Origin of the sequence: Arthrobacter alpinus, assembly GCF_900105965.1 — a bacterium.
Lineage (GTDB): Bacteria > Actinomycetota > Actinomycetes > Actinomycetales > Micrococcaceae > Specibacter > Specibacter alpinus.
The window spans coordinates 3,748,883-3,772,771 of record NZ_FNTV01000001.1 but is presented as its reverse complement, the minus strand read 5'-3'; the positions used below and the strand labels follow the sequence as shown (position 1 = coordinate 3,772,771).

19 protein-coding genes are annotated in these 23,889 nt (G+C 62.5%); 10 read left to right on the top strand and 9 right to left on the bottom strand.

The genetic code is table 11. The annotated features are described in order from the left end of the window. Positions 1 to 33: 33 nt before the first annotated feature. The 3 genes from BLV41_RS17265 to BLV41_RS17255 are packed head-to-tail and all read right to left on the bottom strand — an operon-like array spanning position 34 to position 2,941. Positions 34 to 924 (bottom strand): 3-hydroxyacyl-CoA dehydrogenase family protein, encoded by an 891-nt coding sequence (locus BLV41_RS17265; RefSeq protein ID WP_074712713.1) that lies wholly within the window; start codon positions 922 to 924, stop codon positions 34 to 36. After that, on the bottom strand, positions 921 to 1,715 hold the full coding sequence (locus BLV41_RS17260) for an enoyl-CoA hydratase/isomerase family protein (RefSeq protein WP_074712712.1): 795 nt from the start codon (positions 1,713 to 1,715) through the stop codon (positions 921 to 923). The genes BLV41_RS17265 and BLV41_RS17260 overlap by 4 nt, the downstream gene beginning before the upstream one ends. After that, positions 1,715 to 2,941 carry a thiolase family protein gene (locus BLV41_RS17255; RefSeq protein WP_074712711.1) on the bottom strand — a complete coding sequence of 409 codons (1,227 nt, stop codon included), beginning with the start codon at positions 2,939 to 2,941 and terminating at the stop codon, positions 1,715 to 1,717. The genes BLV41_RS17260 and BLV41_RS17255 overlap by 1 nt, the downstream gene beginning before the upstream one ends. A 187-nt stretch (positions 2,942 to 3,128) precedes the next feature. On the opposite strand from BLV41_RS17255, the gene BLV41_RS17250 reads away from it, so the two are divergent. Further along, positions 3,129 to 5,330 (top strand): S9 family peptidase, encoded by a 2,202-nt coding sequence (locus BLV41_RS17250; RefSeq protein ID WP_170835492.1) that lies wholly within the window; start codon positions 3,129 to 3,131, stop codon positions 5,328 to 5,330. Positions 5,331 to 5,379: 49 nt separating this feature from the next. Here the strand turns inward: BLV41_RS17250 and BLV41_RS17245 are convergent, their stop codons facing one another. Then, entirely contained in the window at positions 5,380 to 5,976 is a 597-nt protein-coding gene (locus BLV41_RS17245) for a GNAT family N-acetyltransferase (RefSeq protein WP_074712710.1), read from the bottom strand. Between the two features lie 60 nt (positions 5,977 to 6,036). Here BLV41_RS17245 and BLV41_RS17240 point away from each other — a divergent pair, with 60 nt between their 5' ends. Together BLV41_RS17240 and BLV41_RS17235 are read left to right on the top strand one after the other, a co-directional pair. Then, entirely contained in the window at positions 6,037 to 6,762 is a 726-nt protein-coding gene (locus BLV41_RS17240; protein ID WP_139244365.1) for a hypothetical protein, read from the top strand. Positions 6,763 to 6,900: 138 nt separating this feature from the next. Beyond that, positions 6,901 to 7,755 carry a serine protein kinase RIO gene (locus tag BLV41_RS17235; protein ID WP_074712708.1) on the top strand — a complete coding sequence of 285 codons (855 nt, stop codon included), beginning with the start codon at positions 6,901 to 6,903 and terminating at the stop codon, positions 7,753 to 7,755. A gap of 5 nt (positions 7,756 to 7,760) precedes the next feature. Here BLV41_RS17235 and BLV41_RS17230 read toward each other — a convergent pair whose 3' ends face one another. The 3 genes from BLV41_RS17230 to BLV41_RS17220 form a co-directional block, all read right to left on the bottom strand. Beyond that, entirely contained in the window at positions 7,761 to 8,057 is a 297-nt protein-coding gene (locus tag BLV41_RS17230) for a hypothetical protein (RefSeq protein WP_074713412.1), read from the bottom strand. 17 nt (positions 8,058 to 8,074) lie between these two features. Then, positions 8,075 to 9,736, bottom strand: a complete 1,662-nt coding sequence (locus BLV41_RS17225; protein WP_074712706.1) for an ABC-F family ATP-binding cassette domain-containing protein — start codon at positions 9,734 to 9,736, stop codon at positions 8,075 to 8,077. Positions 9,737 to 9,870: 134 nt separating this feature from the next. Beyond that, positions 9,871 to 10,869: an NAD-dependent epimerase/dehydratase family protein gene (locus tag BLV41_RS17220; protein ID WP_074712705.1), complete on the bottom strand. Its 999-nt coding sequence runs from the start codon at positions 10,867 to 10,869 to the stop codon at positions 9,871 to 9,873. Between the two features lie 94 nt (positions 10,870 to 10,963). On the opposite strand from BLV41_RS17220, the gene BLV41_RS17215 reads away from it, so the two are divergent. After that, a complete protein-coding gene (locus BLV41_RS17215; protein ID WP_074712704.1) occupies positions 10,964 to 11,722 on the top strand; it encodes a M50 family metallopeptidase in 759 nt (252 codons plus the stop codon). A 20-nt stretch (positions 11,723 to 11,742) separates the two neighbouring features. On the opposite strand, the gene BLV41_RS17210 is transcribed toward BLV41_RS17215, so the two are convergent. Then, positions 11,743 to 14,583, bottom strand: coding sequence for a beta-glucosidase family protein (locus BLV41_RS17210; protein WP_083360847.1), 2,841 nt, complete (start codon positions 14,581 to 14,583; stop codon positions 11,743 to 11,745). 289 nt (positions 14,584 to 14,872) lie between these two features. Between BLV41_RS17210 and BLV41_RS17205 the strand changes: the two genes are divergently transcribed. The 3 genes from BLV41_RS17205 to BLV41_RS17195 are packed head-to-tail and all read left to right on the top strand — an operon-like array spanning position 14,873 to position 18,485. After that, on the top strand, positions 14,873 to 16,546 hold the full coding sequence (locus BLV41_RS17205) for an extracellular solute-binding protein (protein WP_074712703.1): 1,674 nt from the start codon (positions 14,873 to 14,875) through the stop codon (positions 16,544 to 16,546). Between the two features lie 14 nt (positions 16,547 to 16,560). Continuing rightward, entirely contained in the window at positions 16,561 to 17,553 is a 993-nt protein-coding gene (locus tag BLV41_RS17200; protein ID WP_074713410.1) for an ABC transporter permease, read from the top strand. Next, complete coding sequence (locus BLV41_RS17195) at positions 17,550 to 18,485, top strand: carbohydrate ABC transporter permease (RefSeq protein ID WP_083360846.1); 936 nt, start codon at positions 17,550 to 17,552, stop codon at positions 18,483 to 18,485. The genes BLV41_RS17200 and BLV41_RS17195 overlap by 4 nt, the downstream gene beginning before the upstream one ends. Before the next feature lie 8 nt (positions 18,486 to 18,493). On the opposite strand, the gene BLV41_RS17190 is transcribed toward BLV41_RS17195, so the two are convergent. Next, positions 18,494 to 19,495 (bottom strand): LacI family DNA-binding transcriptional regulator, encoded by a 1,002-nt coding sequence (locus BLV41_RS17190; RefSeq protein ID WP_074712702.1) that lies wholly within the window; start codon positions 19,493 to 19,495, stop codon positions 18,494 to 18,496. Positions 19,496 to 19,655: 160 nt separating this feature from the next. Here BLV41_RS17190 and BLV41_RS17185 point away from each other — a divergent pair, with 160 nt between their 5' ends. The 3 genes from BLV41_RS17185 to yicI are packed head-to-tail and all read left to right on the top strand — an operon-like array spanning position 19,656 to position 23,856. Next, on the top strand, positions 19,656 to 21,677 hold the full coding sequence (locus tag BLV41_RS17185) for a beta-galactosidase (RefSeq protein WP_074712701.1): 2,022 nt from the start codon (positions 19,656 to 19,658) through the stop codon (positions 21,675 to 21,677). Next, complete coding sequence (locus BLV41_RS23080; RefSeq protein ID WP_425284280.1) at positions 21,674 to 22,687, top strand: hypothetical protein; 1,014 nt, start codon at positions 21,674 to 21,676, stop codon at positions 22,685 to 22,687. Before BLV41_RS17185 ends, BLV41_RS23080 begins: the two co-directional genes overlap by 4 nt. After that, on the top strand, positions 22,594 to 23,856 hold the full coding sequence (gene yicI, locus BLV41_RS23075; RefSeq protein ID WP_425284279.1) for an alpha-xylosidase: 1,263 nt from the start codon (positions 22,594 to 22,596) through the stop codon (positions 23,854 to 23,856). Before BLV41_RS23080 ends, yicI begins: the two co-directional genes overlap by 94 nt. Positions 23,857 to 23,889 lie beyond the last annotated feature (33 nt).

The window sequence follows — 23,889 nt, the reverse complement described above, 5'->3', positions numbered from 1 at the left end:
CCGTCCTTTCGGGGTTGGTCGTGGTGCGGGCTGCTAGGCCCAGTCGAAAAATCCTTGGCCGGTCTTGCGGCCCAATTCGCCGCGGGCCACCTTGTCACGCAAAATCTGTGGCGGGGCAAAACGTTCGCCCAGCGTTTCGGCCAGGTATTCGGCAATGCCCAGGCGCACGTCCAGACCCACAATGTCGGTGGTCCGCAGGGGCCCGGTGGGGTGTTTGTAGCCGAGCACCATGGCGTTGTCGATGTCCTCCGCGCTCGCCACTCCCTCTTCGACCATGCGCATGGCCTCCAGCGCAATGGCCACGCCCAGCCTGGAGGAGGCAAAGCCCGGTGCGTCATTGACCACGACGGCGGTCTTCCCCAAGGCTTCCACCCAACCTCGCGCGGCGGCCACCAGTTCCGGCCTGGTCTGCTGCGCGATGACCACCTCGATCAGCGTGGACGCCGGGACCGGGTTGAAAAAATGCAGGCCGATGAAGTTCGCCGGCCGGGCCAGTTCTGCGGCCAGCCCCGTCATGGACAGCGAGGAGGTGTTGGAGGCCAGCACGGCGTTGGCCGCCAGCTGTTCCTCCACACCCTGCAGGGACGCCACCTTCAAATCCCAGATCTCCGGCACTGCCTCCACCACCAATTCACACGGGGCAAAGTCCGAATACTCGGTGGAGACGGCCAGCCGTGCCAAGAACGCATCCGGGTTTCCGACCACCCCCCGCTCCGCGGACTTGGCTACCGCGGATTCCACGCGCACACGCGCAGCCTCGGCCGCATCGAGATCGCGCTCCACCACCAGGACGTCGCAGCCGGCCAGCAGGAAAGCGTGCGCGATCCCAGCCCCCATGCGCCCACCTCCCAGGACCCCCACAAAGTGAGGAAGCGTTGGGGAAAAGACAGCATTATGTGATGCGGCGTCGGGGGTGGGGGTCATTGTTTTCTCCTGTCCAAAAACGCCTGCATGCGCTCAAATTTGGCCGGTGATTCAAACAGTTCCGCCTGCGCCTGATTGTCCACCTCGGGGTGGGCGGCGCGCGGCGCGTGGAAGACGCGTTTGGTGGTTTGCACGGCCAGCGGGTCCTGTTCGGCGATCTTATCGGCGAGCGCGTGAGCTGTGGCCATGAGTTCGGCGGACTCCACCAGCTCGGTGATCAGCCCAACGTGCAGGCAGCCTTCACCGGTGAGGATGCGCCCGGCCAGCAAGATCTCCATGGCCATGGGCTCCCCCACCAGTTCCTTCAGCCGCCAGGTGGCACCGGCTGCAGCCATGATGCCCAGGCTGGTTTCGGGCTGGCCCATGCGCAGGGCACGGGTGCCGATCCGGAAGTCGGCGGCATAGGCCAGTTCGGCACCGCCGCCCAGCGCGTACCCGTCCAGGGCGGCGATGACGGGCATGGGCAATTTGGCAATCCGGGCGAACAAGCCGGAGTTGATGCCTTTCAACGCGTCCTCGCGGCGGCGTTCGCGCAGCTCGGCAATGTCGGCGCCGGAGGCGAAGATGCCCGGTCTGCCGGTGGCTTCATCATCAGGGAGCCCGGTGAGAAGCAGGATCTTGGGCGTGGACTCCAGATACGCGCAGACTTCGTGCAGCTCCTCCACCATTTGCGCATCTATCGCATTGCGCACTTCTGGGCGGTTCAGCTGCACACTCACGCGATCCTCCAGCTCGTTGACCAGCAGCGTGGCGAAGGCCTCGGGGTTGAGGCGGCCGCCGGCGTCGTACATCACAGCCCCTCCACGAGCAGCGCGGCGCCCTGGCCGACTCCCACACACATGGCGGCCAGACCAATACGGCCAGGCGCCTCGCGCTCCAACCGTCCCAGCAGCGTGATGACAATCCTCGAGCCGGAGGAGCCCAGCGGGTGGCCCAGGGCTATGGCACCGCCGTCATTGTTGACGGTGCCCGGGTCCAGCCCGAGTTGGCGCATGCTGGCCAGTGACTGGGAGGCGAATGCTTCGTTGAGTTCGACGGCGCCGAGCTGGCCCACCTCGATCCCTTGCCGTTGCAAGATCTTGCGGCTGGCGGTGACCGGACCCATGCCCATGATCTCCGGTGCCAGGGCAGCCGCGGCGCCGTCGAGGATGCGGCCGCGCGGGGTCAAGCCATACTTTTCCAGGGCGCGTTCCGAGGCGACGACGATGGCAGAGGAGCCGTCATTGAGGGAGGAGGCGTTGCCGGCCGTGACCACGGTGCCGCCCTTGACCACGGGGCGCAGTCCGGCCAGCACCTCTGCGGTGGTTCCGGGGCGCGGGCCCTCGTCGGTGTCAACAACGCTCTCGCCGCCGCGGCCGTTGACCGTAACCGGGACAATCTCGTCACGGAAGCGTCCCGCGGCGATGGCGGCGAGTGCGCGTTCGTGGGAGCGGACGGCAAAGGCGTCGCAATCCTCTCGGCTGACGTTGAAACGGCGGGCCACCTCTTCGGCGGTTTCCGGCATCGAGTAACTCATTTTTCCGTCGCGGGACAGTTCACCGGAGAGGAAGGCGGGATTGGTGAAGCGCCAGCCGATCGAGGTGTCGAAGGTGTCCCCGGGCTTGGCGAATGCCTGTTCCGGCTTGGCCATGACCCATGGGGCACGGGACATGGATTCCACCCCGCCGGCCACCACAATGTCTGCGGCTCCGGCCTTGATCATGTGGCTGGCCAGGGTGATCGCGCTCATCCCGGAAGCGCACAGGCGGTTCACCGTGATGCCGGGGACCGTGTCCGGGAAGCCAGCCAGCAGCCACGCCATGCGGGCCACGTTGCGGTTTTCCTCGCCGGCACCGTTTGCGTTGCCCAGGATGACCTCATCAACGTCCGCAGGGTCGATGCCTGTTTGGCTCATGAGCTCCTTGATGGTCAGTGCCGCAAGGTCGTCGGGCCGAACGGAACTGAGGGCGCCGCCGTAGCGTCCCACCGGCGTGCGGACCCCGCCCACCAGGAATGCCTGGGGTGTTCCTGCGGCCATGATTGCACCCTTCGAACGCGCATCGCCGACGCAGCAGGTGCCGCCGCCGGGAACGGCCCGCCAATTTACCGACCGTTCGTTCTATAAATATTCCATGTGATGGGGCACACGGTCAACCGGCGCGACGCCTCTCCGCTGTGGGCATAGACCTGAAACGCACCGCTGATGCCTCGATAGAGTTGGAGTCATGACGATTTCCGATGCCGCAGCCACACCGTCCGCCGCCGAACAGTCCACCCCAACTCCTCCCGTCGCCAAGAAAGTTCCCGTGGAGCGAACCCACCATGGGGATACTTTTGTGGACAACTACGAGTGGCTGCGCGAGAAGGAAAGCCCGGAGGTGGTGGCCCACCTGAACGCCGAACAGGCCTACACGGACGCCGTGACGGCCGGCCAGGAACAGCTGCGTCAAGACATCTTCAACGAGATCAAGAACCGAACGCAGGAAACGGACCTATCCGTCCCCAGTCGCAAGGATGACTGGTGGTACTACGCCCGCATGGTGGAGGGGAAGGCCTATGGAATTCAGTGCCGCGTCGCCGCCAGCAGCGAGGGCACGTTGGCGGATTGGACTCCCCCACTCGTGGAGCCTCGGGTGGACGTTCCGGGTGAGCAAATCCTGCTGGACGGCAATGTTGAAGCCGAGGGCAAGCCCTTCTTCTCCCTCGGTGGAGCCGCAGTTACCCGTGACGGCAATTTGTACGCCTACGCCGTGGACAACGCAGGGGATGAACTCTTCACCGTCCACATCAAGGACCTGCGCACGGGCGAGCTTCTTGAAGACACCATCAAAAACGTGTTTTACGGCATCACTTTCTCCCCCGACGGGACAACGCTCTTTTACATGGTGGCCGACGATTCCTGGCGCCCTTACCAGGTGAAAACCCACGTCCTGGGTACGCCCGTTTCCTCCGATGAGGTCATTTACCAGGAGGACGACGTCGCCATGTGGACGGGCTTCGACCTCTCCGCCGATCGCCGCCACCTCATGGTCAGCATCGGCTGCTCCGAGTTCAGTGAGACCCGTCTGCTGGACTTTGCCGCCCCGGAGAAGGGCCTTCAAACGCTGATTCCCCGCAGCGCCGAGATCCTGTACGACGCCGAACCGTTCCTTGTGGATGGCGTCGAAAAGATCTTGCTGACTCATGACCGCGACGCCGTCAACTCCATGATTTCCCTGGTTGACGCCGCGGAGTTCAGTAAGCCGGTGGCCGAGCAGCACTGGGACACCGTGGTGGCGCATGATCCCTCGGTGCGCATCAACGGCGCCAGCGTCACGGCCACCCACATGGTGGTTTCGCTGCGCAAGGACACCATCGAGCGCATCCAGGTGACCGCCCTGGAAGGATTGGGAACCGCTGCGCAGGCGGCCGCCGTCGAACCTGTCTTTGACGAGGAGCTCTACACGGCCTCGATGGGCGGCAGCGAGTACGAATCCCCCGTGATTCGGCTCGTCTACACCTCAGATTTCACACCGCCGCGCGTGTACGACTACGTCTTGCCGGTCGGAGAAGCCGGCGGCGAGCTGCTCCTGCGCAAGGAAACACCTGTGCTGGGCGGTTACCGTTCCGAAGATTACATCGCCACCCGGGAATGGGCCACCGCCAGTGACGGCACGAAGGTTCCGTTGTCCGTACTGCGCCGGGCAGACCTCGTCCAGGACGGCAAGAATGCCGGCGTCGTGTACGGCTACGGCTCGTACGAGGTCAGCATGGACCCCGGATTTGGTGTCCCTCGACTGTCACTGCTGGACCGCGGCGTGGTGTTTGTCATTGCGCACGTACGCGGTGGCGGCGAGATGGGCCGGCCTTGGTACGAGGACGGCAAGAAACTGACCAAAAAGAACACCTTCACCGATTTCGTGGCCGCCACCGATTGGTTGGCCCAGTCAGGTTGGGTTGATCCTGCACGCATTGCCGCCATGGGCGGTTCCGCCGGCGGGCTGCTCATGGGCGCCGTGGCGAACCTGGCCCCGGAAAAGTACGCGGCTGTGGTGGCGCAGGTGCCGTTTGTGGACGCCCTGACCACTATTTTGGACCCTGAGCTGCCGTTGTCGGCCCTGGAGTGGGAGGAGTGGGGCAACCCCATCACCGACCCCGAGGTCTACAAGTACATGAAGGAGTACACGCCGTACGAGAACGTGCGGGCTGTTGCGTACCCGAAGATCGCCGCCGTCACGAGCTTCAACGACACCCGGGTGCTTTACGTGGAACCGGCCAAGTGGGTGCAGGAATTGCGTGCAGTGTCCACGGGCTCGGAGCCGATTGTCATGAAGATCGAGATGGACGGCGGCCACGGTGGCGCCTCCGGCCGCTATGAAGGCTGGAAGACCCGCGCCTGGGACTACGCTTTCTTGGCTGACGCGCTCGGTGCAACCAAGTTGCGCTGATTGACCCGTTTTCACCGAAGGCGGGGTCAACTCGCGAGGACGGCGTATCTTATGCGCTGTTTCGCGGCTTGGCCCCGTCCTCGCCGTCCCGCACGACGGCGTACACAGCCTCGGACGTCCACTCACCCTTGAGGTACATGTTGTTGCGCAGAACGCCTTCGCGCTGCATACCGAGCCGCTCGCAAATCGCCGCGGACGCACGGTTTCGGGCGTCCAAGCGAGCCTCAACCCGATAGAAATCCAGGCGTTCCAGGGCCAGGTCAAGAACAGCCTGGGCAGCTTCGGTGGCATAGCCGAAGCCTTGCGCCGCAGGTGCCAGCGTCCAGCCGATCTCCCCCACTCGTTCCGGTGTGCCGCCGTCCTCGAGCTTGCCGCCGTCGTTCCATTTCAGGGCCAGCTCACCCACAAGTGTCTGTTCCCCTTTCAGGCAAATCGCGAAGGTGGCCCAATCCCCTGGTCCCGCGAAAGGCTCCTGAACATACTTCGCAATCCGGGCCATGCACTGGGCATATGACCGAGCCTCACCATACAAGTACTGCGCTGTTTCTGGCAGGGATTGATAGGCGTGGTAAGCATCGAGATCGTCGGTACTGAAACGGCGCAGAATCAACCGTTTGGTGGTCAGCGGGTACGGAATTTCAACCATGCTAGGACACTACCGCAGTCACCGGCGCCCCTGCCGCTGGCTTCCGCCTAGAGTTGGGACATGGATTCAATGTTTGATCTCTTGTTCGGCCGGATCAGCGGGGGCCTCGATGCCGGGATCATGGCGCTCTCCCTCCTTGGCTCACTCGCATTGTGCGCCGCTTTGTTCCTCCTGGGGCGGCGCAATGAAATAGCTTGGTGGCTCGTGGCCGGGGCCTACGTCCTGTGGGGCCTGTCCTCACTTTTGGGGTTTTCGCCGCGGGCGCTCGATTCTGTGCTGAGCCTGCTGTTGTTCCTGCTTGGGGTGGCGATCCCGCTGATTCTGGGCATCGGCGCCGGAATTTACGGATTACTGCTCTTCCAGCGGTTCCCAAGGCAGGCCCCGATGACGCGCGCCGTCACCCTCCGCACGTTCAAGGGCACCGAGCTGGTACTGCCTCTTGCCGTGGCGCTGGTGTTCGGCCTGGCATCCTCGCTCCCGGTGCTTTCAGTCTTTGCCGAATATGGCCTCTGGGACCAAGTTCCGCTGCCCAGCTTGGCCACGATCATAGTCACCGGCACGCTGGGCGGACTGCTGCCAGGTGGGCTCGTTGGACTTGCCCAGCGCGGGAGGTGGGCCTGGTTCCTGTTGGTGATCCCGCCGCTGCTGGATATCTACTCCTCAGTCATCACGGCTGGCGGTTCGGTAAAAATCTTCCTCTCGATTGCCACCATCGCACTGGCCGTGCTCGGCTGGGCCCGCTGGGGTGCCGTTCCGGCAGAAACGGAAGCCGCCAAATACAAATAATCGTTGACACGGCCCATTTCGCCGTGATCAGATGAAAAGGCATTATTCGAAGCGACCCTGAGGAGGACCCAATGATTGTTTTCGCAGCTCTTCGCGCCCAAAACATTCGCCTTGCCCTCCCCAGGAGTCGATTCACCCATGAAGTATTCTGCTGACCGACAGCACGACAAAACATCTTCCCGCAATTCGCCAGACTGGAATGTCCTTGATGATTCCCTGGCCGACAACCAGCGCTGGTCCACATGGCCCGAACTGGAAAAGCTCATGCGCGGACCAACCCCATACCCGGCGTTCGTCATTGAGGACGCCGCCGCGATCGACACGGACCTCGGCGTACTGAAAACCGGCAAGGAAGCTGATGTCTTCCTGGTTGAACGCGCCACCGAATCACGCAGCGTCGTGTTGGCCGCCAAACGGTACCGCTCCGCCGATCAACGCCTCTTCCACCGCTCAAGCACCTACACGGAGGGACGCACCGTCCGGAGATCCCGTGATGCCCGGGCCCTCAAGAACGGCAGCGGCTATGGCCGCGAGGTGGAAGCCTCCCGCTGGGCCAACGCCGAATGGACCTACCTTCGCATGGCCCATGAGAACGGCATACCCGTGCCGTACCCGGTGCAGATTTGCGGCACCGAGATCATGATGGAGTTCATCGAAGATCCCCTGAACCCTGGCGTGGCGGCACCACGGTTGCAGTCCACGCATCCGAGTCCAGAGGTGCTGCAAAGTTACTGGGAGCAACTGGTTGAGGCGATGTCCGCCTTCGCCCGGATGGGGTTCGCCCATGGCGATCTCTCCCCGTATAACGTGCTGGCCGCGGGGGATCGATTGGTGATCATCGATCTTCCCCAGCTGGTGGATCTGGCAGGCAATCTGCAGGGCGCGGAACTATTGGCCCGGGACTGCAAGAACATGTGCACCTGGTTCACGTCCCGTGGTCTGGTGGTCGACGACGGAGACCTCCTAGGTGAGCTCCTCGCCGCCGCGTGGTGAGTGGCTTATGAGGCGTTCCGGAGCCTTCCGGGAAGGAACGGAAGCCACGGCGCCGAGTAGACCAACGGCACGGATGCTCCCGGCTCGACAGTAAAGTTCACTTCTCCGAACTTCCACACCCGGTTGAACAAGAAGATGCTGACAGTGACAGCGTCTTCGCCGGGAACCTTCCAGTTGCGGGTGCCCCACTGGGCCGGCTGGGCCACACCATCCACCACGACGGTGGGCTTGGGGAACCAGCCCAGCCAGGGTTTGCGTAGGGTCAGTTCAAAACGGCGGGTGGTGCTTGTTGGCTCGATCACAGGCTCCACCCTAGCCGTTACTGGCCAAGGGCCCCGCTCCTGCGAAGTTCCCACTCCCGCTCCGGGGCCAGGGCCTGAAGGAATGCGTCGTCATGGCTGGAAACAATGAGCGCACCCTTGTAATCGGAGAGGGCTGAGACCAGCTGTTCCGTCGAAGCCAGGTCCAGATTGTTGGTGGGCTCATCCAAAAGCAGCAACTGGGGCGCCGGCCTGGCCAAGAGGATCCGGGCCAGCGCAACACGGAAGCGCTCCCCACCCGAGAGCTCCCCCACAGCCTGGTTGACCAGGTCCCCGCGGAAGTGGAACCGTGCAAGCTGCTCCCGGACCGTTGACAGCGGGGCATCGCGTGCCGCTGCGCGCACGTTCTCGATGACAGGCAGCGAGTCGTCAAGGCCCTCCCAGGAATCCGAACCCGCATCAATCCGCTGCCTCAAATACCCCACCGGGACGGCGGCAGTGGACGCCAAGGCATTGAGCAGCGTCGTCTTGCCCACGCCATTGGGACCCGTCAACATGACCCGCTCGGGTCCGCGCAGCGTGAGGCGTGAGTCGCGCGCAAGCCGGGTTCCGGCGTCGTGCATCTCCCCCAATTCCACAGCCGTTGCCGGCACGTCGAGCACGGTCCTGCCCGCGGGAACCGCTGTGTCCGGCAGGTCGATGCGGATGCGGGTCTCCCCAGGGATCGCATCGCGGGCATCCGTCAATGCGGCCGCGGCCTCGGATTCACGGTCCCCCATGGTTCCACGCATTTTCCCGGCTGATTCCTGGGCCCGCTTGCGCAGCTCATTGGCCAGAATTTTCGGGATGGATTCGGCGGCCTTTCGACCCTGCTTCGCGCGGCGGGCAATCTTCGTTTCGGCCTCGATGCGCTGGCGCTTCTCCGCGGCCAATCGAGCACCGGCGTCTCGCACCATGCGCTGGGCGGTTGCGCGTTCCGCATGGAGCTCCGCAGTAAAGCTGTCCCAGTTGCCGCCGTGCCGAATCAGTTGCACGCGCTCTCCCACCCACGCCCGATTGCGGACCGGACGCAACTCGGCGATGGAGTCAACCCGCTCCAGCAGGGCACGATCATGCGTGGCGACCACCAAGGTGCCGCGCCACCGCTCGACCGCTTGGTAGAGCCGCTCCCTGGCAGCCCTGTCGAGGTTGTTGGTGGGTTCATCGAGCAGTGTGATGGGCCTTGCGGCAAGCTCCAGCCCGGCCAGCGCGGTGATCATGGCCTCGCCGCCGGACAACGTGCCGAGCGTTCGGTCAAGAAATTCCGGCCCCTCGGCCGGCAGCCCGTAGCCGGCCAACAGGGCCACGGCGCGCTCCTCGAGATCCCAGTCGTCACCGATGAGCTCCAAGTTTTCGCTCATGTTTTTCTCACGGCCCGCCAGTACCTCGGCGAGCGCCCGGCGTTTGGCGGCGACGCCCAGCAGTTCGGTGACGCTCTGTTCCGTGCGCAGGGTCAGCTTTTGGGGCAGGTAGCCAACGCTCGATGCCGTCACCAAGGTGCCGCTGTTTGGCGCCAGCTCACCGGCAATGAGGCGCAACAACGCTGTCTTTCCCGTGCCATTGGGGCCAACCAGGCCCGTGCGCCCGGCGGCAAATACCGTCGTTAGATCGGTGAATACGGGGGTGCCGTCCGGCCAGGAAAAGGCCAACTGGGACAGCAAGATGGGATGGGTGTTCTGCATGGTTCTCCTCGGCTTTTGAAGGCGCCGAGAACTACTTCGACGCTAGTTAGGCGAAAGCGAACCAAATCTTCAATGGATTTCCTCACGGAGGGGATGCGAACTTTTCCAGTCTCGCACGAGGCGGGGCGGGGTTGTCAAGAGGCGGCGAGGAGCTCCGCCTCATCACCGGCACTCAATCCGGCACCCAGCTGGCGCCCGGTCCACGGTTCCTCGGCGGCAATAATGTCGCGGAACGTCTCCAGCAGCGGCCTGCGCACCAAACCCCAGGCCAGTGCCCGGGCGTCGGAACGGCGCGCAAAGCCGGCGTAGTCCGGATCGAGAGGCAACACCAGCGGCAGGGACCGCGGCCCGCTCCAGGGGGAAACGCCGTCGTCCGCCATGCGGGACAGGGGATACTCCGCCAGCTGCGGGTTGGTGTTGGCGGCCTCCCGCGCCGTGTTCAGTGCTTCACACAAGGGCAGCGCGGCTCCCACGGCGTTGACGGCGCCGGTCCGCCCAGCCAATCCGGCGTTCAAGATGAACGAGGCCAAATCCCGGACGTCAATGATCTGCACGTGCTGTGGATAGTGAGGCCCATCATCGCTCGGGGTCACGACCGGGCCGCGGACGTCCGCCGCACGCAGCGGCCAGTAGGTGGTTCGGCCCGTGGGATCCCCTGGTCCGCCAATCAAACCGGCCCGAATCAGCAGCGCCGCACTGTCGCGGGCTGCCAGGGTGGCGATCTCGCAGGCTGATTTTGCCTCACCGTACACCTCCGGCGTGTACCTCTCGTCACGTCCGAGGGGATCGAGCCGCGGGGTGTCCTCGTCGGCCTCCGGGGTGGAATGACCGGCATAGACGGAGCAGGAAGAAACAAACACCCAGTTCCTGGCCCGCTCCGATACAGCGGCGAGGGCACCGTGGGCGTGCGAGGGAATTCGAGTCAACTCCACCACGAGGTCCCATTCCCGCCCGGCCACCGCGGCATAGGCGTCCGGTGAATCTCGGTCAACCACGACGCCGGATGCCGCCACCGGGAAATCGCCGGAAGCGCCGCGGGCCAGGCAGGTCACGGAGTGCCCCGCGGACGTCGCCGCCTGGGCCAGCGTCCGGCCAAGCCAGGCGGTGCCGCCAAGAATCAAGATGTTAGCCATGTCACCAGCCAACCCTGTTTAGATGGCCGTGGACAGCGTGTTTCACGCTCAGCGGATACGCGGCCATCCAGCTTCATCGTTTACCCTGCAAGGTATGACCAATGCCCCTGAACAACTCGGAAACGCTGCGGCTACATGGTGGGCGGCGGTTCTCAACGGTTTCACGCAGGCCGAGGTTCCGAGCGTTTCGGCACTCTTTCTGCTCGCCATCATCGCCGCCGCGGTCGTCTTAAGCATTCCTCGGGCTTCGTGGCGCTGGTTCGGGCTCTACGTGACGTTTGTGCACGAACTCGGCCATGCGTTCGCCGCACTCATGACTGGAAGATTTATTCACGGCCTGAAGATCGGACTGGACCATTCAGGCCAACTGGTCAGCAGTGGCCGGCGCGGTTTCAGCGCGACCTGGTCCGGGTTCTGGGGTTACCCGGCACCGGCCGTGGTTGGGCTGGCACTCGTATGGTCGGTCTCCGCGGGCTGGGCCGGAGCCGCAGCATCCGTGGGCGCACTGGTGCTTTTGTTTGCCTTGATTTTCCTGCGCAATTTCACCGGAATCATGGTGGCCCTGGTGAGCGCGGCCATTGCCCAGTGTCTAGTCATGTTCGCCACTGCCGAGACCGTCGGCTACGTCGTGTTGGCCTTGGGCATCGCCTTGGGTGTCGGTTCGATTCGCGATTTCTTCAAGGTGGCCGCCGTCCACACGCGCCGCCGCAATCAGTTGGCCAACTCCGATGCGTACATCCTCTCCCGGTCAACGGGTGTGCCCTCGTGGTTGTGGCTGGGCGGATTCGCCGTGGTGATTGCCGGCTCCGCTGCGTGCTCCGCTTACTTTGTGTGGGGACTGTTGGCCGTCTAAGCGGCTGGCCATTCTTGGATTTAGCCCAGGAGGAAGGCGGAGACCACCACGTTCCCGGAGACGACCAGGCGTATATCCGTCTTCGTTTCGCCGCGGGACGGCAGCTCGAAGCCAATCTCACCGTTGCACCCCGCCGGAACCTCCAACTGCACCCACGGCAGCCAGGTCCCCGCCGCGCCTGCCCGCTCAAAGGAGACACGTCCGCCGTCGCTCCTTGCAACACGCACAGTTCCGCGCCCTGCGGGAGCGGCCGCCCAATTCCGATACTCGGCCACCGCCAGCAAACACCCGGGGCTCACCGCAACCGCCGTCCCGGCAAGGTGTGTTTCGGGCACAAGCTCAAGGCCTTCTGCGGCATCGAAATGCTCCGCGCGAACCTCTGCTCCGGATTGGCGGTCAGGGCTTCCGGCACCGTCCACGAGCAGGCTCGCCGTCAGCCGCAGGTCGCCGGCGGAGCGCCCGGCCAGGAAAAAGTACTCTCCGGGCTCGGTCAGCATGCGCAAGGCTGTGACACTGAAGGTCGCCAGACGGTCACGCGCGATACTCACGATGACGCGCCGCTGTTCGCCCGCAGCTACCGGAACCCTGCCATAGCCGACAAGAAGGCGGCGCGGGAACTCGAAACGGTGGTCCGGCGCAGCCGCGTAGATCTGGACGAGCTCCTCGGTGTTCCGCGTGCCAGCATTGCGAACGGTGAGTGAGACCTCGATCCCACGCTCTCCCGCATCAGAAACTTCCATCGCGCTGTACTCAACCGGCGCGTAGCCAAGCCCGTGGCCCATTGGATACAAGGGCTCAGCGGTCGAGTACTGGTAGGTGGCGCCGGCGCTGATGATGTCATAATCCAAAATTCCGGGCAGGTCGCAATCCTTGGCGAACCATGTTTGCGGCAGGCGGCCGTACGGCTCAGCCGCCCCTGACATCACGGCGGCGAGGCCGTGTCCCAGCTCTTGGCCAGCATGCGATGACCACAGAATCGCTGGCACATTGGCCAAATCACCCAAGGCGTAGGGGTACGAGGAGATGATCACCAGCACCGTATTGGGGTTGGCCTCGCGGACAACCCGCACCAGTTCCTGGTCCCGTTGAGAGAGTTCCAGGGTGGTCCGATCCAGCGTTTCCCGCCCACCCAGGTGCGGATCATTTCCCACCACCACGACGGCGGTCGCGGCCTCCGCGGCGGCTCTCGCCGCGGCTTCCAAGCCATTCTCCTGAACCCTGAGGGTGAAGGTATCAGCCACGTCGATGGCGCCTGCCACCAGCAGGGCACTGCCGGTGTGGGCCTCCACGTGCACCCACTTTCCGGTGCCAACGTGCTGCAGCCTCACGCCACCGTCACTGTCTCGATGCAGGCGGAACGTTTCCTGCACTATCCAGCCACCAACCCTGGTGGCACTCGGGTAGAGATAGCCGTCGTTGCCAGCAGCCAGCAGCAGGCTGTTGGTTTTTGAACGCAGCGTGACTTCTCCGCCGCCCCAATCCTGAAGCTCAAACAGCTGTTCGTGGCCGGCCGTTGCAGAGTTTGCGGCCAGCGAATGATTTTCACCAGCGGTGCCCACATACAGCCCTGTGCGGATACTGCGCAGCGCCACCACATCGTGCCCTTCAACGGCGGATACGCCGGGATAGAGCTCGCCGAGACCTTCCGCCAGACTGATGGAATATTCAGGGGTCCCGCTATACCAATCGGTTAGAACGTGGGTTCCCAGCGCGCCGATCACGGCCAGCTGCCCGGGTTCTTCCGGCAGCGGCAGGAGGGGACCCGATTTCTGGGCCCCGCCCGAGCTGGCGGGAGCACTATTTGCCAGCAAGACCACAGACTTTGCCGCCGCCTCGCGGGCCAACAGTCGGTGAGCTTCACCCGCCGCGGGGTCCGCCGGGTACGGCCTGGCTCCGCCGAGAAACTCTCCGGTCGCGGCGCGCAGGCGCAGCAACCGCAAAACGCTCGCATCGACGTCATCCAGGGAAATAAGCCCGCGCTCCAGGGCTTCTTCAAGGTGGGAAATGGACGGGGCGGAATCGGCGCCGTCGTCCGTGAAGTTGTCCACGCCAGCCAGCAATGCAGCGGCATAGGCGGCCGGCGCATCCGCGAAATACTTTTCGGCGGCGTACAAACTCGTGGGCGCACCTGCATCGGTCACAATCGTCAAATCTGCACCGCCCGGCCACTGGCGCAGGTGCTTCGCCACCAGATCCGAGACGTGGGCGGGCATGCCGTTGACCAGGTTGTAGGAGAGCATGACGGCGCCAACGCCACCCTCGACGATGGGCGTGCTGTATGCGGGAAGCTCGTATTCATGCAGCACCCGGGCTCGCAGCTGGCTGGAAGAGACGTTGCGATCCACCTCATTGTTGTAGCCCAAAAAGTGCTTGAGGGTGGCCACGGTGCGCCACACATCTGGATGATTTCCGCGCAAGCCCCGGCAGAACGCTGAGGCCAATTTACCTGTCAAAACGGGATCCTCGGAGAAGCCCTCCTCATTGCGGCCCCACAAGGGATGGCGGAGCGGGTTCACCACTGGCGCCCACACGTTCAGACTGACGGAGCTGTCCCGGGCTTTCTTGGCCCGCACCTCCACCGCCACGGCTTCACCAACGCGGCGCAGCAGATCCTCATCCCATGTGGCTGCCAGGCCCACCGGCTGCGGAAATACGGTGGCCTTTCCCAGCCAGGCAACCCCGTGGGCGCCCTCGGTACCGGTGTGAAATTGGGCAATCCCCAAGCGTTCCACACCCGGGGAATGCTGATGCAGCATGGCGATCTTTTCCGCCGTGGTCAACTGCACCAGCAACTCCCCAGGGCTTCTTGCTTCCAATGCGGGTGCGGCCTCTGTCGTCGTCATTGATGCAGGCAGTGTCATCTTTAGTCCTTCGGAGACAAGGGAAAATGTTTAAGCGCTTGCGCGCAGGATTTCGATACATTCTTGCATCAAAGCCATATGACGTACAGCACAAGTTATTCTTGCGTGACTGACACCACATGCCATACGCTCAAATCAATCGAAGCGCATCGACAATTTGTTCACCTCACTTTCACCGCCCTCCGGGCGCCTGGGAAACCGGCAAAAGCGCCGATTCAGAGCAGCACTTCAGAGCAGCACCGCAATCCAAGGATGCATGGCACAGGCCATCACAAAGGAGTGAAACATCATGAAGAAACATGAAGCGAAAACACCGAAGGCAGCAGGCCCCAAGACAATCAACCGCCGCTCATTTTTGGGTCTGGCAGGCATTTCAGCTGTAGCCCTGAGCACGGCAGGCGTTTTGACGGCCTGCGGCAACGGCGCAGGAAAAGCACAGGTGACCTCATCATTGGGCCTGGCAGATTCCGTGGCCAAGGTGGTTCCCAGCTACGTCCCCATGGACCTGGTCACTCCGGAAATCGCCAGCGTCGACGGTTCCGCACCCGGGTTCACCAGCATCCCGGCAACCTTGGTCAAGTCAGTCACAGAAGTCCCGGGCAAGGGTGGCAGCTACAAGGCCATGACCCCCGCCTGGTGGACGGTACCGCCGGCACTGGCGAACAACGGCTATTACCAGTCCGTCAACGAGGCGCTGGGTGCCACGATCGATTTCCAGGTCAACGACGGCAATAGCTACGGCGACAAGATCCAGACCGTCCTGGCCTCCCCGAAGGATGTCCCGGACTGGGTTGTCATCCCGTCCTGGAACCTCCCCCCGCGTTTCAGCCAGGCCGTGACCACCATCTTTGAAGACCTCTCACCGTACCTGGCCGGCGACTTGGTCAAGAAGTACCCCAACTTGGCCAACATCCCCACGGCGGCTTGGAAGTTCAGCGCCTTTGCCGACGGCCTCTACGGGCTGCCCTACCCCTCAAACCTGATCACCGACGCCCTCTTCTACCGCAAGGACATCTTCACGGAGTTGGGCCTCGAGGCGCCAAAAAGCGCCGATGAGTACCTCGCCATCGCCAAGGAACTGACGGATCCGGCCAAGAAACGCTGGGGCTCGGAAGACGCTTGGAACGGTGCGCAGATCATGTTCGGCGTTGTACCGAAGTGGAAGCTTGTTGACGGTGCGCTGGTCAACAAGGTGGAAACGGATGAATACCGCGCGGCCCTCGAATGGATCGCCAAGCTGTTTGCCTCGGGCGCCGTTCACCCCGACGCCGTGGCAGGCAACCTTCAGCAGGCCAAGTCTCGCTTCGAATCCGGAGCCTCCCTCATGGCCACCGACGGCGTAGGCAGTTGGCACGAATCCTTGGGCCGGATGCTGCCCACCAACCCCAAATATGACATGGCCCCCATGGACTACTTTGCGGCCGACGGCGGTGAGCCCACGTTGTACCGCGGCTCCCCCGCCAGCATTTTCAGCTTTGTTAAGAAGAACAGCGACAAGGCCAAGATCGAGGAGATCCTCGCCCTGGCAAACTACATGGCTGCCCCGTTTGGAACGGAGGAATACCAGCTGATCAACTACGGAGTTGAGGGCGTCCACTACACCAGGGACAGCCAGAACATCCCACAAGCAACGGACAAGGGCCGCGCGGAGGTAACCAGCACCTACGCGTTCCTGGTCAACTCTGCCGTGGTCAATTCCAAGGTTCAGTACCCCGGCTTCGTGAAAGCAGCCAGCGAATGGGAAGCCCGCCAGGCACCCTTCGTGAAAGAAGGAGAGTTCTTTGGCCTTCAAATTGAGGAACCGAGCAAGTTTGGTTCACTCGGCAAGCCGTTCGAGGACCTGGCCATGGATATTGCACGCGGCCGTAAGAAGCTCAGCGATCTTGATGCGGAAATTGCCAAGTGGAAGAAGAACGGCGGCGATGAACTCCGGGAGTTCTACACCGGATTCCTGAGCGCGTGAGCGAGCAGCACCCCATGACTACTTTATTGACGAAAGACGCCGGTGCCGCCACGGACGCCCAGGCTTCCGGTGGCGCCAGCCAGGCGACGCGCCCCGGCTTGGGCCTGAAGGCCAGGTTCCGCCGCGACAAATCCATGATCATCATGACCCTGCCGGCTGTAGTGCTGCTGGCCGTGTTTGCTTACGTTCCCATCATGGGCAACATTGTTGCTTTCCAGGATTACTCCCCGTATATAGGAATCGCCAACAGCCCCTGGGTTGGCTTGGACAACTTCGCACGCGTTCTCAGTGACCCCAGTTTCTGGTTGGCCGTCAAGAACACCCTGGTGATCACGGCATTCCAGCTGTTCTTCTTTTTTCCGGTCCCGATCGTTCTGGCGATCCTGCTCAATTCGGTGATGCGTCCTTCGCTGCGCGCCACCATCCAGGCCATTGTCTACCTCCCGCACTTTTTCTCCTGGGTTCTGGTTGTGGCCGTCTTCCAGCAGATTCTGGGCGGGGCGGGCCTGCTCAACCAGATGCTCCTCGCCAACGGCTGGCAGGGCCTGGACATCATGACCAATCCGGACACCTTCTTGTTCCTGATCACTTCCCAGTCCATCTGGAAGGACGCGGGGTGGGGCATGATCGTTTTTCTGGCAGCACTGAACGCCATTGATCCGGCCCAGTACGAAGCTGCCGCGGTTGATGGCGCCAACAGGTGGAGCCGCATGTGGCACATCACCTTGCCGGGTCTGCGCCCCGTCATCATCTTGCTGTTGATCCTGCGCCTGGGTGATTCACTCTCCGTCGGCTTTGAGCAGTTGATCCTGCAACGTGATGCCGTTGGTGCTGGCGCCTCGGAGGTTCTGGATACCTTCGTCTACTACACAGGCGTCCAAAACGGCGACTGGAGTTATGCCGCCGCGGCAGGACTCCTCAAGGGTGTTGTCTCCCTTGTCCTTATTCTCGGGGCCAACAAGATTGCCCACCTATTCGGCGAAGCAGGGGTGTACTCCAAGTCATGACGACTTTTACGAAATCACAGAAGCGCGCACCTGGGCTCCGCAAAGAAGCACCAAGCCGCGCGGCGTGGGAAGAAGAGCCCTCAGTTGTAGCCAAGACCGGCAAGTCCGCATTCCTGATCATTGTTGTTCTTGCGGTTCTGTTGCCTCTTTACACGATCGTTTTGACAAGCATTTCTTCCCAGTCCACCATCACCAACGCCGGCGGGCTTGTCATTATCCCGGGCGAAATCAGTTGGGACGCGTACCGGCAGATCTTCACCGGTGGCGTAGTGACCCGGGCCATCATGGTCAGCGTGGGCATCACTGCCGTCGGAACCATCTTGAGCATGGTTGTCTCCGTGTTGTGCGCCTACGGCCTGTCCCGACCGGGCACACTGGCGCACACCCCACTCTTGTTTGTCCTGTTGATCACGATGTTCTTTGCGGCCGGCATGATCCCGTCCTACCTGTTGGTGTCCGGTTTGGGCATGATCGACAGCTATGCGGCGTTGATCCTGCCGAGCTGCATCTCCGTCTTCAACATCATCATCTTGCGCGGCTTCTTCATGGGGATCGACAAGGGAATTCTTGACAGCGCCCGGATTGACGGGGCCAGCGAATGGCGCATACTGGGCCAGATCGTGCTGCCCATGTCCAAGGCAGTGTCAGCCGTCATCGCACTGTTTTACGGGGTGGGGTACTGGAACGCCTTCTTCAACGCCGTTCTGTACATCAACGACAGCTCAAAGAACCCGTTGCAGGTTGTGCTTCGCTCCTATGTCCTGCAGGGCGTCTCCGTACCCGGGCAGATCGCTGTGGGGCAGGGCGTCGCGGCCTCTCTGGCACTTCAAATGGCCGTCATTGTTGTGGCCATGGTTCCCATCTTGTTTGTCTATCCCTTTGTGCAGAAGCACTTCACCAAGGGCGTCATGATCGGTGCAGTGAAGGGTTAATGAGGACTTTAGGCCAGGCGCGCCGTGGAGGTTCGCGGCACCAGGGAGGGAACAATCAGACGGATTTCGGCGGGTTTCTCGGAATCCATCCGCTCCATCACCATCTCGACGGCGGCCCGGCCAATGTCCTGGGCTGGAATGCTGACGGCTGTCCACGGCGCGGTGCTGGCCATGGCAACGTCGGTGGGGGCAATCGCCACCACCGAGACGTCCTGCGGCACCTGCAGCCCCAGACCCGCGAGCGTGTCTCTCAGGATCGGCATGAGGGACTCATTGTGAACAATGAGTCCCGTGGCGGCGCTGGGCCCATTGAGCAGTTCCTTCAAGGTGTCAAGCAGCGCTTCCGGTGTGGATTCGCACGCCCTGCTGGCGAATTCGACGCCGCTCTCGCGGCTGGCCTCTTCAAATCCCTTCAACACCCTGTCCGCATAAGTTGCATGGCGGTCAAGGGACGCCTTAGGGGAACCGATCAAGGCTATTTTCGTATGTCCCAACTCCACCAGGTGGCGGACGGACATCTTGGAGGCCGCGGAAAAATCAAAGTCAACGCAGCTGATGCCATGGGCATCGTCGGGAACGCCGATCAGCACGGCCGGCTTGCGAAATTTGGCCAGCAAAGGGACGCGGGGGTCTTTAGCCTCAATGTCCATCATGACCAGCCCGTCCACGATGGACTGGGAGAGAACCCGTTCGATCCCGCCGGCCTCATCCTGGGTCAGCAGCAGAACGTCCTGTTCAAACGTCCGTGCCGTGGTGACCACGGCGGCAACAAACTGCATGACAACACTGACGTTGACGTCATCCGGCAGCGGAACCACAAGGCCCAGGACGTTGGATTTGTTCGAGGCCAGGGCCCGCGCGCCGGCATGGGGGCTGTAACCAAGCTTCTCAATCGCTGCGAGCACCTGGCTGCGGGTGTCTGGCGAGATGCTCCGTTTACCGCTGAGCACATAGGAGACGGTGCTGGTGGAAACACCGGCAACCCGGGCGACGTCGTTCATGGTGGCCATGCCACCCTCCTTCACAATCCGGTCCTAGCCTACGCATTTTAGCGAAGCGCTTCGACTGCATCGCTTCGGAATCCATAATGCATTTCAATCAAAACCTTACATCTCAATCGAACACGGCGGCGGATATTTCGATTCCCCGGCAGGCACTGAAAGGATTTACATGAACAAGCAACACCTCGGGTTGGCCCCGGTCATGCCACGCGAGGGGCTGCTCTTCGGAGCCGACTACAACCCTGAACAATGGCCCCGCGAGAGCTGGCCGGACGACGTTGCACTCATGCAGGAAGCCGGAATCAATCTGGTCACAGTTGGCGTTTTCAGTTGGGCCCAATTGGAACCTGCCGAGGGCCGGTGGAATTTTGCTTGGCTGGATGAGGTCCTGGACCTGCTCCACGCCGGCGGCATCAAGGTTAGTCTCGCCACCCCTACGGCTTCTCCACCGCCCTGGCTGGGAAAAAAGTACCCTCAGACTCTCCCCGTCGATGCCGACGGTCACACGCTTTGGTACGGTTCCCGCAACCAATTCAACCCTTCTTCGGCAAAGTACCGGGAGGCTGCCGCCACGATCACCGAAAAGATCGCCGAACGGTATGCGCATCACCCGGCCGTGGCGATGTGGCACGTGGGCAACGAGCTGGGCCAGATTAGTTACGACGACGAATCAGCGTGCGCGTTTAGGCGTTGGCTCATGGACCGCCACACCTCCCTTGACGAGGTCAACCGGGCGTGGGGAACCACTTTTTGGTCACAGCAGTACTCCACGTGGGAAGAAATTCTGCCACCTCGAAAAGCTCCCTACATTGGGAATCCCGGCCAGGAGTTGGACTTCAAGCGATTCACCTCCGACCAGTTGGTGTCCCTGTATCGGGCCGAACGGGACATCATCAGGCGCCATGATTCCAAGCACCCCATCACCACCAACATAATGGGTTTCTTCCACGGCATGGACTACTTTGACCTGGCCGCCGAAACGGATTTCGTGGCCAACGACTGGTACACCGATCCCGGCGACAGGGCGTCGTGGCAACTTGGTGCCCTCACGCATGATTTGTGCCGCGGACTGGGCGACGGACGCCCCTGGCTATTGATGGAGTCCGCCACTTCCGCCGTGAATTGGCGTCCGCACAATGTGGCCAAGGAACCCGGTGCGTTGCGGATTGACGCGCTTTCTGCCGTTGCTCGCGGTGCCGACGGTGTGTGCTTTTTCCAGTTCAGGCAATCAGCGTTTGGTGCAGAGCGGTTTCACTCGGCCGTGGTTCCGCTGGCGGGAGCCAAGACGCGCGTATTCCGCGAAGCAGCCGCCCTGGGCGCAGAAATGGGACAATTGGGCCATCTGGCCGGAAGCAGCGTGCCTTCCCGGATCGCAATCCTCTTTGATTGGTCCAGCTGGTGGGCGGCCGAATCGGCGGCCCGGCCCTCGGCCGCCTTGAAGGTCATGGAACAAATGCTCGGCTACTACCGGCCCCTGCTGCGGCACGGATTGAACGTGGAAGTGGTGCATCCGGGTTCGGCATTGGAGCGCTTTGATCTTGTCCTGCTGCCGAACTTGTTCTTACTGGCCCAGGAGCAAGCCACAGCCTTGAAGGACTATGTGTCCGGAGGCGGCCACATTCTTGTGGGCCCGTTCAGCGCCGTTGCCGATGAGAACGCCAAGCTGGCCACGGGCCGGTTCCCGGGAATCCTTGCCGATGTCCTTGGGGTAACGGGTGAGGAATGGCTTCCGCTGGCCGAGCCTGTTCCCGTGATCCTCACCAGCCCCGCCGCGCATCTGGAAGCCAATGACACCCAGGCGCGGGTGTGGTCGGAGGATCTGGAGGTCCACGGCTCCAACACCCGGACGCTGGCCTACTTTGGCTGGGGCCGGTTGGCGGGGAAGCCTGCCGCGACGGCAAACCCCTGGGGCGCCGGCGAAGCCTGGTATGTGGGCGCGGATCTGCCCAGCCCGGCCCTGGAGTCCCTCGTCATGGCCGCCGTAGGCGCTGCGGGGATTGATGTTCCGGTACCGCAGGGCCTGCCCGAGGATGTCGAAGCCGTTGAGCGCGGCGGCACACTTTTCCTACTCAACCACGGTTCGCTCACCTGCTCAGTTGAGTTGCCAGGACGCTACGGAACCACCACCATCACGCTTCCCCCGTTTGGGGTCAAAGTACTTTCACAAAAGACGAATCGAGTTTATTCATGAAGTTCACCGACGGCTACTGGATGCACCGTCCTGGCATCACGGCCCTGAACCCCCGCGATATTTCCGATGTTGTGGCCGAGGGCAACAAACTTTCCGTTTACGCACCAACGCAGCGCATCAACTCTCGTGGCGATGCCCTGAATTGCCCGCAGATCACTGTCACCTTTGACTCGCCCCTGCCCGACGTTATTTCCGTGACCATTGAACATTTTCAGGGCGCCTTGGATCTGGGCCCGCACTTTGACGTCGCGGATACGAGCCCCGAGGTTGCCATCTCGCTCGGCGAGAAGGAGGCGGTCTACACCTCCGGTGCCTTGAGCGCCCGCATCAAGACCGACGGCGCCTGGGGCGTTGACTTCATGGCTGGCGGGCATGTGTTGACAAGTTCCGTTCCCCGCAGCATTGGCATCATCAATGACGCAGCCGGCAAAGAGTACGTCCACGAGCAACTGACACTTGGCGTTGGCACCAATGTGTACGGTCTGGGCGAGCGGTTTGGTGCCTTCATCAAAAATGGCCAGAGCGTTGATATCTGGAATGAAGACGGCGGCACGTCGAGCGATCTCGCTTACAAGAACGTGCCGTTCTACATCACCAACAGCGGCTATGGCGTGTTCGTCAACCACCCGGAGGCCGTCTCCTTTGAGGTTGGCTCGGAGGTTGTTTCCCGGACGCAATTCAGCGTTGAGGGCCAAAAGATGCAGTACTTTGTCATTCACGGGGATACCCCCAAGGACATTTTGGCCCGCTACACAGAGCTGACGGGGCGTCCCTCCCGGATCCCGGCATGGTCCTACGGCCTGTGGCTTTCGACCTCCTTCACCACCAACTACAACGAAGAAACCGTCATGGAATTCATAGACGGCATGGAGCAGCGGGGTTGCCGTTGTCCGTGTTCCACTTTGACTGCCACTGGATGCGGGCCTTCCACTGGTCGGACTTCATCTGGGATCCGGCCACCTTCCCGGACCCCGAAGGCATGTTGTCCCGGCTGCACGATCGCGGGCTGAAGGTCTGCGTCTGGATCAATCCCTACATCGCCCAACGTTCTTACCTGTTCAAGGAAGGCATGGAGCTGGGGTACCTGGTCAAAAACGAGGACGGCTCCGTGTGGCAGTGGGACATGTGGCAGGCTGGCATGGCCTTGGTGGACTTCACCAATCCGGAGGCCACCCGCTGGTACCAGGACAAATTGCGCACCCTGCTGGGGCAGGGCGTTGATTCCTTCAAGACGGACTTTGGTGAGCGCATCCCCACCACTGTTCGCTGGCATGACGGCTCCAACCCGCAGCGCATGCACAACTACTATTCCCAGCTCTACAACGAGGTGGTCTTTGACCTGCTGAGCAAGGAACTGGGGCAGGGCCAGGCCGTGCTGTTCGCCCGATCGGCTACCGCTGGCGGGCAGAAAATGCCCGTCCACTGGGGTGGCGATTGCGAGTCAACGTTCGCGGCCATGTCCGAGTCGCTGCGCGGTGGTTTGTCCCTGGCCTCTTCCGGCTTCGGCTTCTGGAGTCACGACATCGGCGGCTTCGAGGGCACCCCGGATCCGGATATCTTCAAGCGGTGGATTGCGTTTGGCCTCCTGTCCTCGCATTCACGCCTTCACGGTTCCAACTCCTACCGGGTGCCGTGGCTGGTGGATGATGAATCCAGCGCAGTCCTGAAGCACTTCACGGAACAAAAAATGCGCCTCATGCCCTATCTTCTGGCAAGTGCCGAGGAGGCCTACACCGCCGGGACACCCATGATGCGCCCCATGTTCCTGGAATTCCCGCAGGATCCGGGCTGCGCAGGCTTGGACAGGCAGTACATGTTGGGCTCCGATTTGCTCGTTGCCCCGGTCATGGATCCCAGCGGCTCGGTCCAGTTCTACCTACCGGAGGGCATCTGGACCCATCTGGAAACCGGTGAGCAGCTCAGCGGCCCGGGCTGGCACACCAAAAACTTCTCGGTGTTCCAGTCGGCCACCTATGTGCGCCAAGGAGCCGTGCTCCCTCTGGGCACTGTCTCCGATCGCCCGGAGTACGACTGGTCCAGGGAGGTCGAATTCGTAGCGTTCGAACCTACCGAGGGGCAGCTCTCGGTAGTCAGCATTCCGGTCAAGGGCGGCGGCAGCGCCATTTTTGACGTCACCGTGAGCAACAGCGGACGGCAGGTCACCGCCGTCGAACGCTAGCCACCTGAAGCTTGGGTGGAGGCCACGACACCT

Bases quoted from the DNA above. Each gene is read 5' to 3' on its own strand.
- BLV41_RS17265 (WP_074712713.1), bottom strand. From the start codon at position 924: ATGACCCCCACCCCCGACGCCGCATCACATAATGCTGTCTTTTCCCCA.
- BLV41_RS17260 (WP_074712712.1), bottom strand. From the start codon at position 1,715: ATGTACGACGCCGGCGGCCGCCTCAACCCCGAGGCCTTCGCCACGCTG.
- BLV41_RS17255 (WP_074712711.1), bottom strand. From the start codon at position 2,941: ATGGCCGCAGGAACACCCCAGGCATTCCTGGTGGGCGGGGTCCGCACG.
- BLV41_RS17250 (WP_170835492.1), top strand. From the start codon at position 3,129: ATGACGATTTCCGATGCCGCAGCCACACCGTCCGCCGCCGAACAGTCC.
- BLV41_RS17245 (WP_074712710.1), bottom strand. From the start codon at position 5,976: ATGGTTGAAATTCCGTACCCGCTGACCACCAAACGGTTGATTCTGCGC.
- BLV41_RS17240 (WP_139244365.1), top strand. From the start codon at position 6,037: ATGGATTCAATGTTTGATCTCTTGTTCGGCCGGATCAGCGGGGGCCTC.
- BLV41_RS17235 (WP_074712708.1), top strand. From the start codon at position 6,901: ATGAAGTATTCTGCTGACCGACAGCACGACAAAACATCTTCCCGCAAT.
- BLV41_RS17225 (WP_074712706.1), bottom strand. From the start codon at position 9,736: ATGCAGAACACCCATCCCATCTTGCTGTCCCAGTTGGCCTTTTCCTGG.
- BLV41_RS17220 (WP_074712705.1), bottom strand. From the start codon at position 10,869: ATGGCTAACATCTTGATTCTTGGCGGCACCGCCTGGCTTGGCCGGACG.
- BLV41_RS17215 (WP_074712704.1), top strand. From the start codon at position 10,964: ATGACCAATGCCCCTGAACAACTCGGAAACGCTGCGGCTACATGGTGG.
- BLV41_RS17210 (WP_083360847.1), bottom strand. From the start codon at position 14,583: ATGACACTGCCTGCATCAATGACGACGACAGAGGCCGCACCCGCATTG.
- BLV41_RS17205 (WP_074712703.1), top strand. From the start codon at position 14,873: ATGAAGAAACATGAAGCGAAAACACCGAAGGCAGCAGGCCCCAAGACA.
- BLV41_RS17200 (WP_074713410.1), top strand. From the start codon at position 16,561: ATGACTACTTTATTGACGAAAGACGCCGGTGCCGCCACGGACGCCCAG.
- BLV41_RS17195 (WP_083360846.1), top strand. From the start codon at position 17,550: ATGACGACTTTTACGAAATCACAGAAGCGCGCACCTGGGCTCCGCAAA.
- BLV41_RS17190 (WP_074712702.1), bottom strand. From the start codon at position 19,495: ATGGCCACCATGAACGACGTCGCCCGGGTTGCCGGTGTTTCCACCAGC.
- BLV41_RS17185 (WP_074712701.1), top strand. From the start codon at position 19,656: ATGAACAAGCAACACCTCGGGTTGGCCCCGGTCATGCCACGCGAGGGG.
- BLV41_RS23080 (WP_425284280.1), top strand. From the start codon at position 21,674: ATGAAGTTCACCGACGGCTACTGGATGCACCGTCCTGGCATCACGGCC.
- yicI (WP_425284279.1), top strand. From the start codon at position 22,594: ATGCGGGCCTTCCACTGGTCGGACTTCATCTGGGATCCGGCCACCTTC.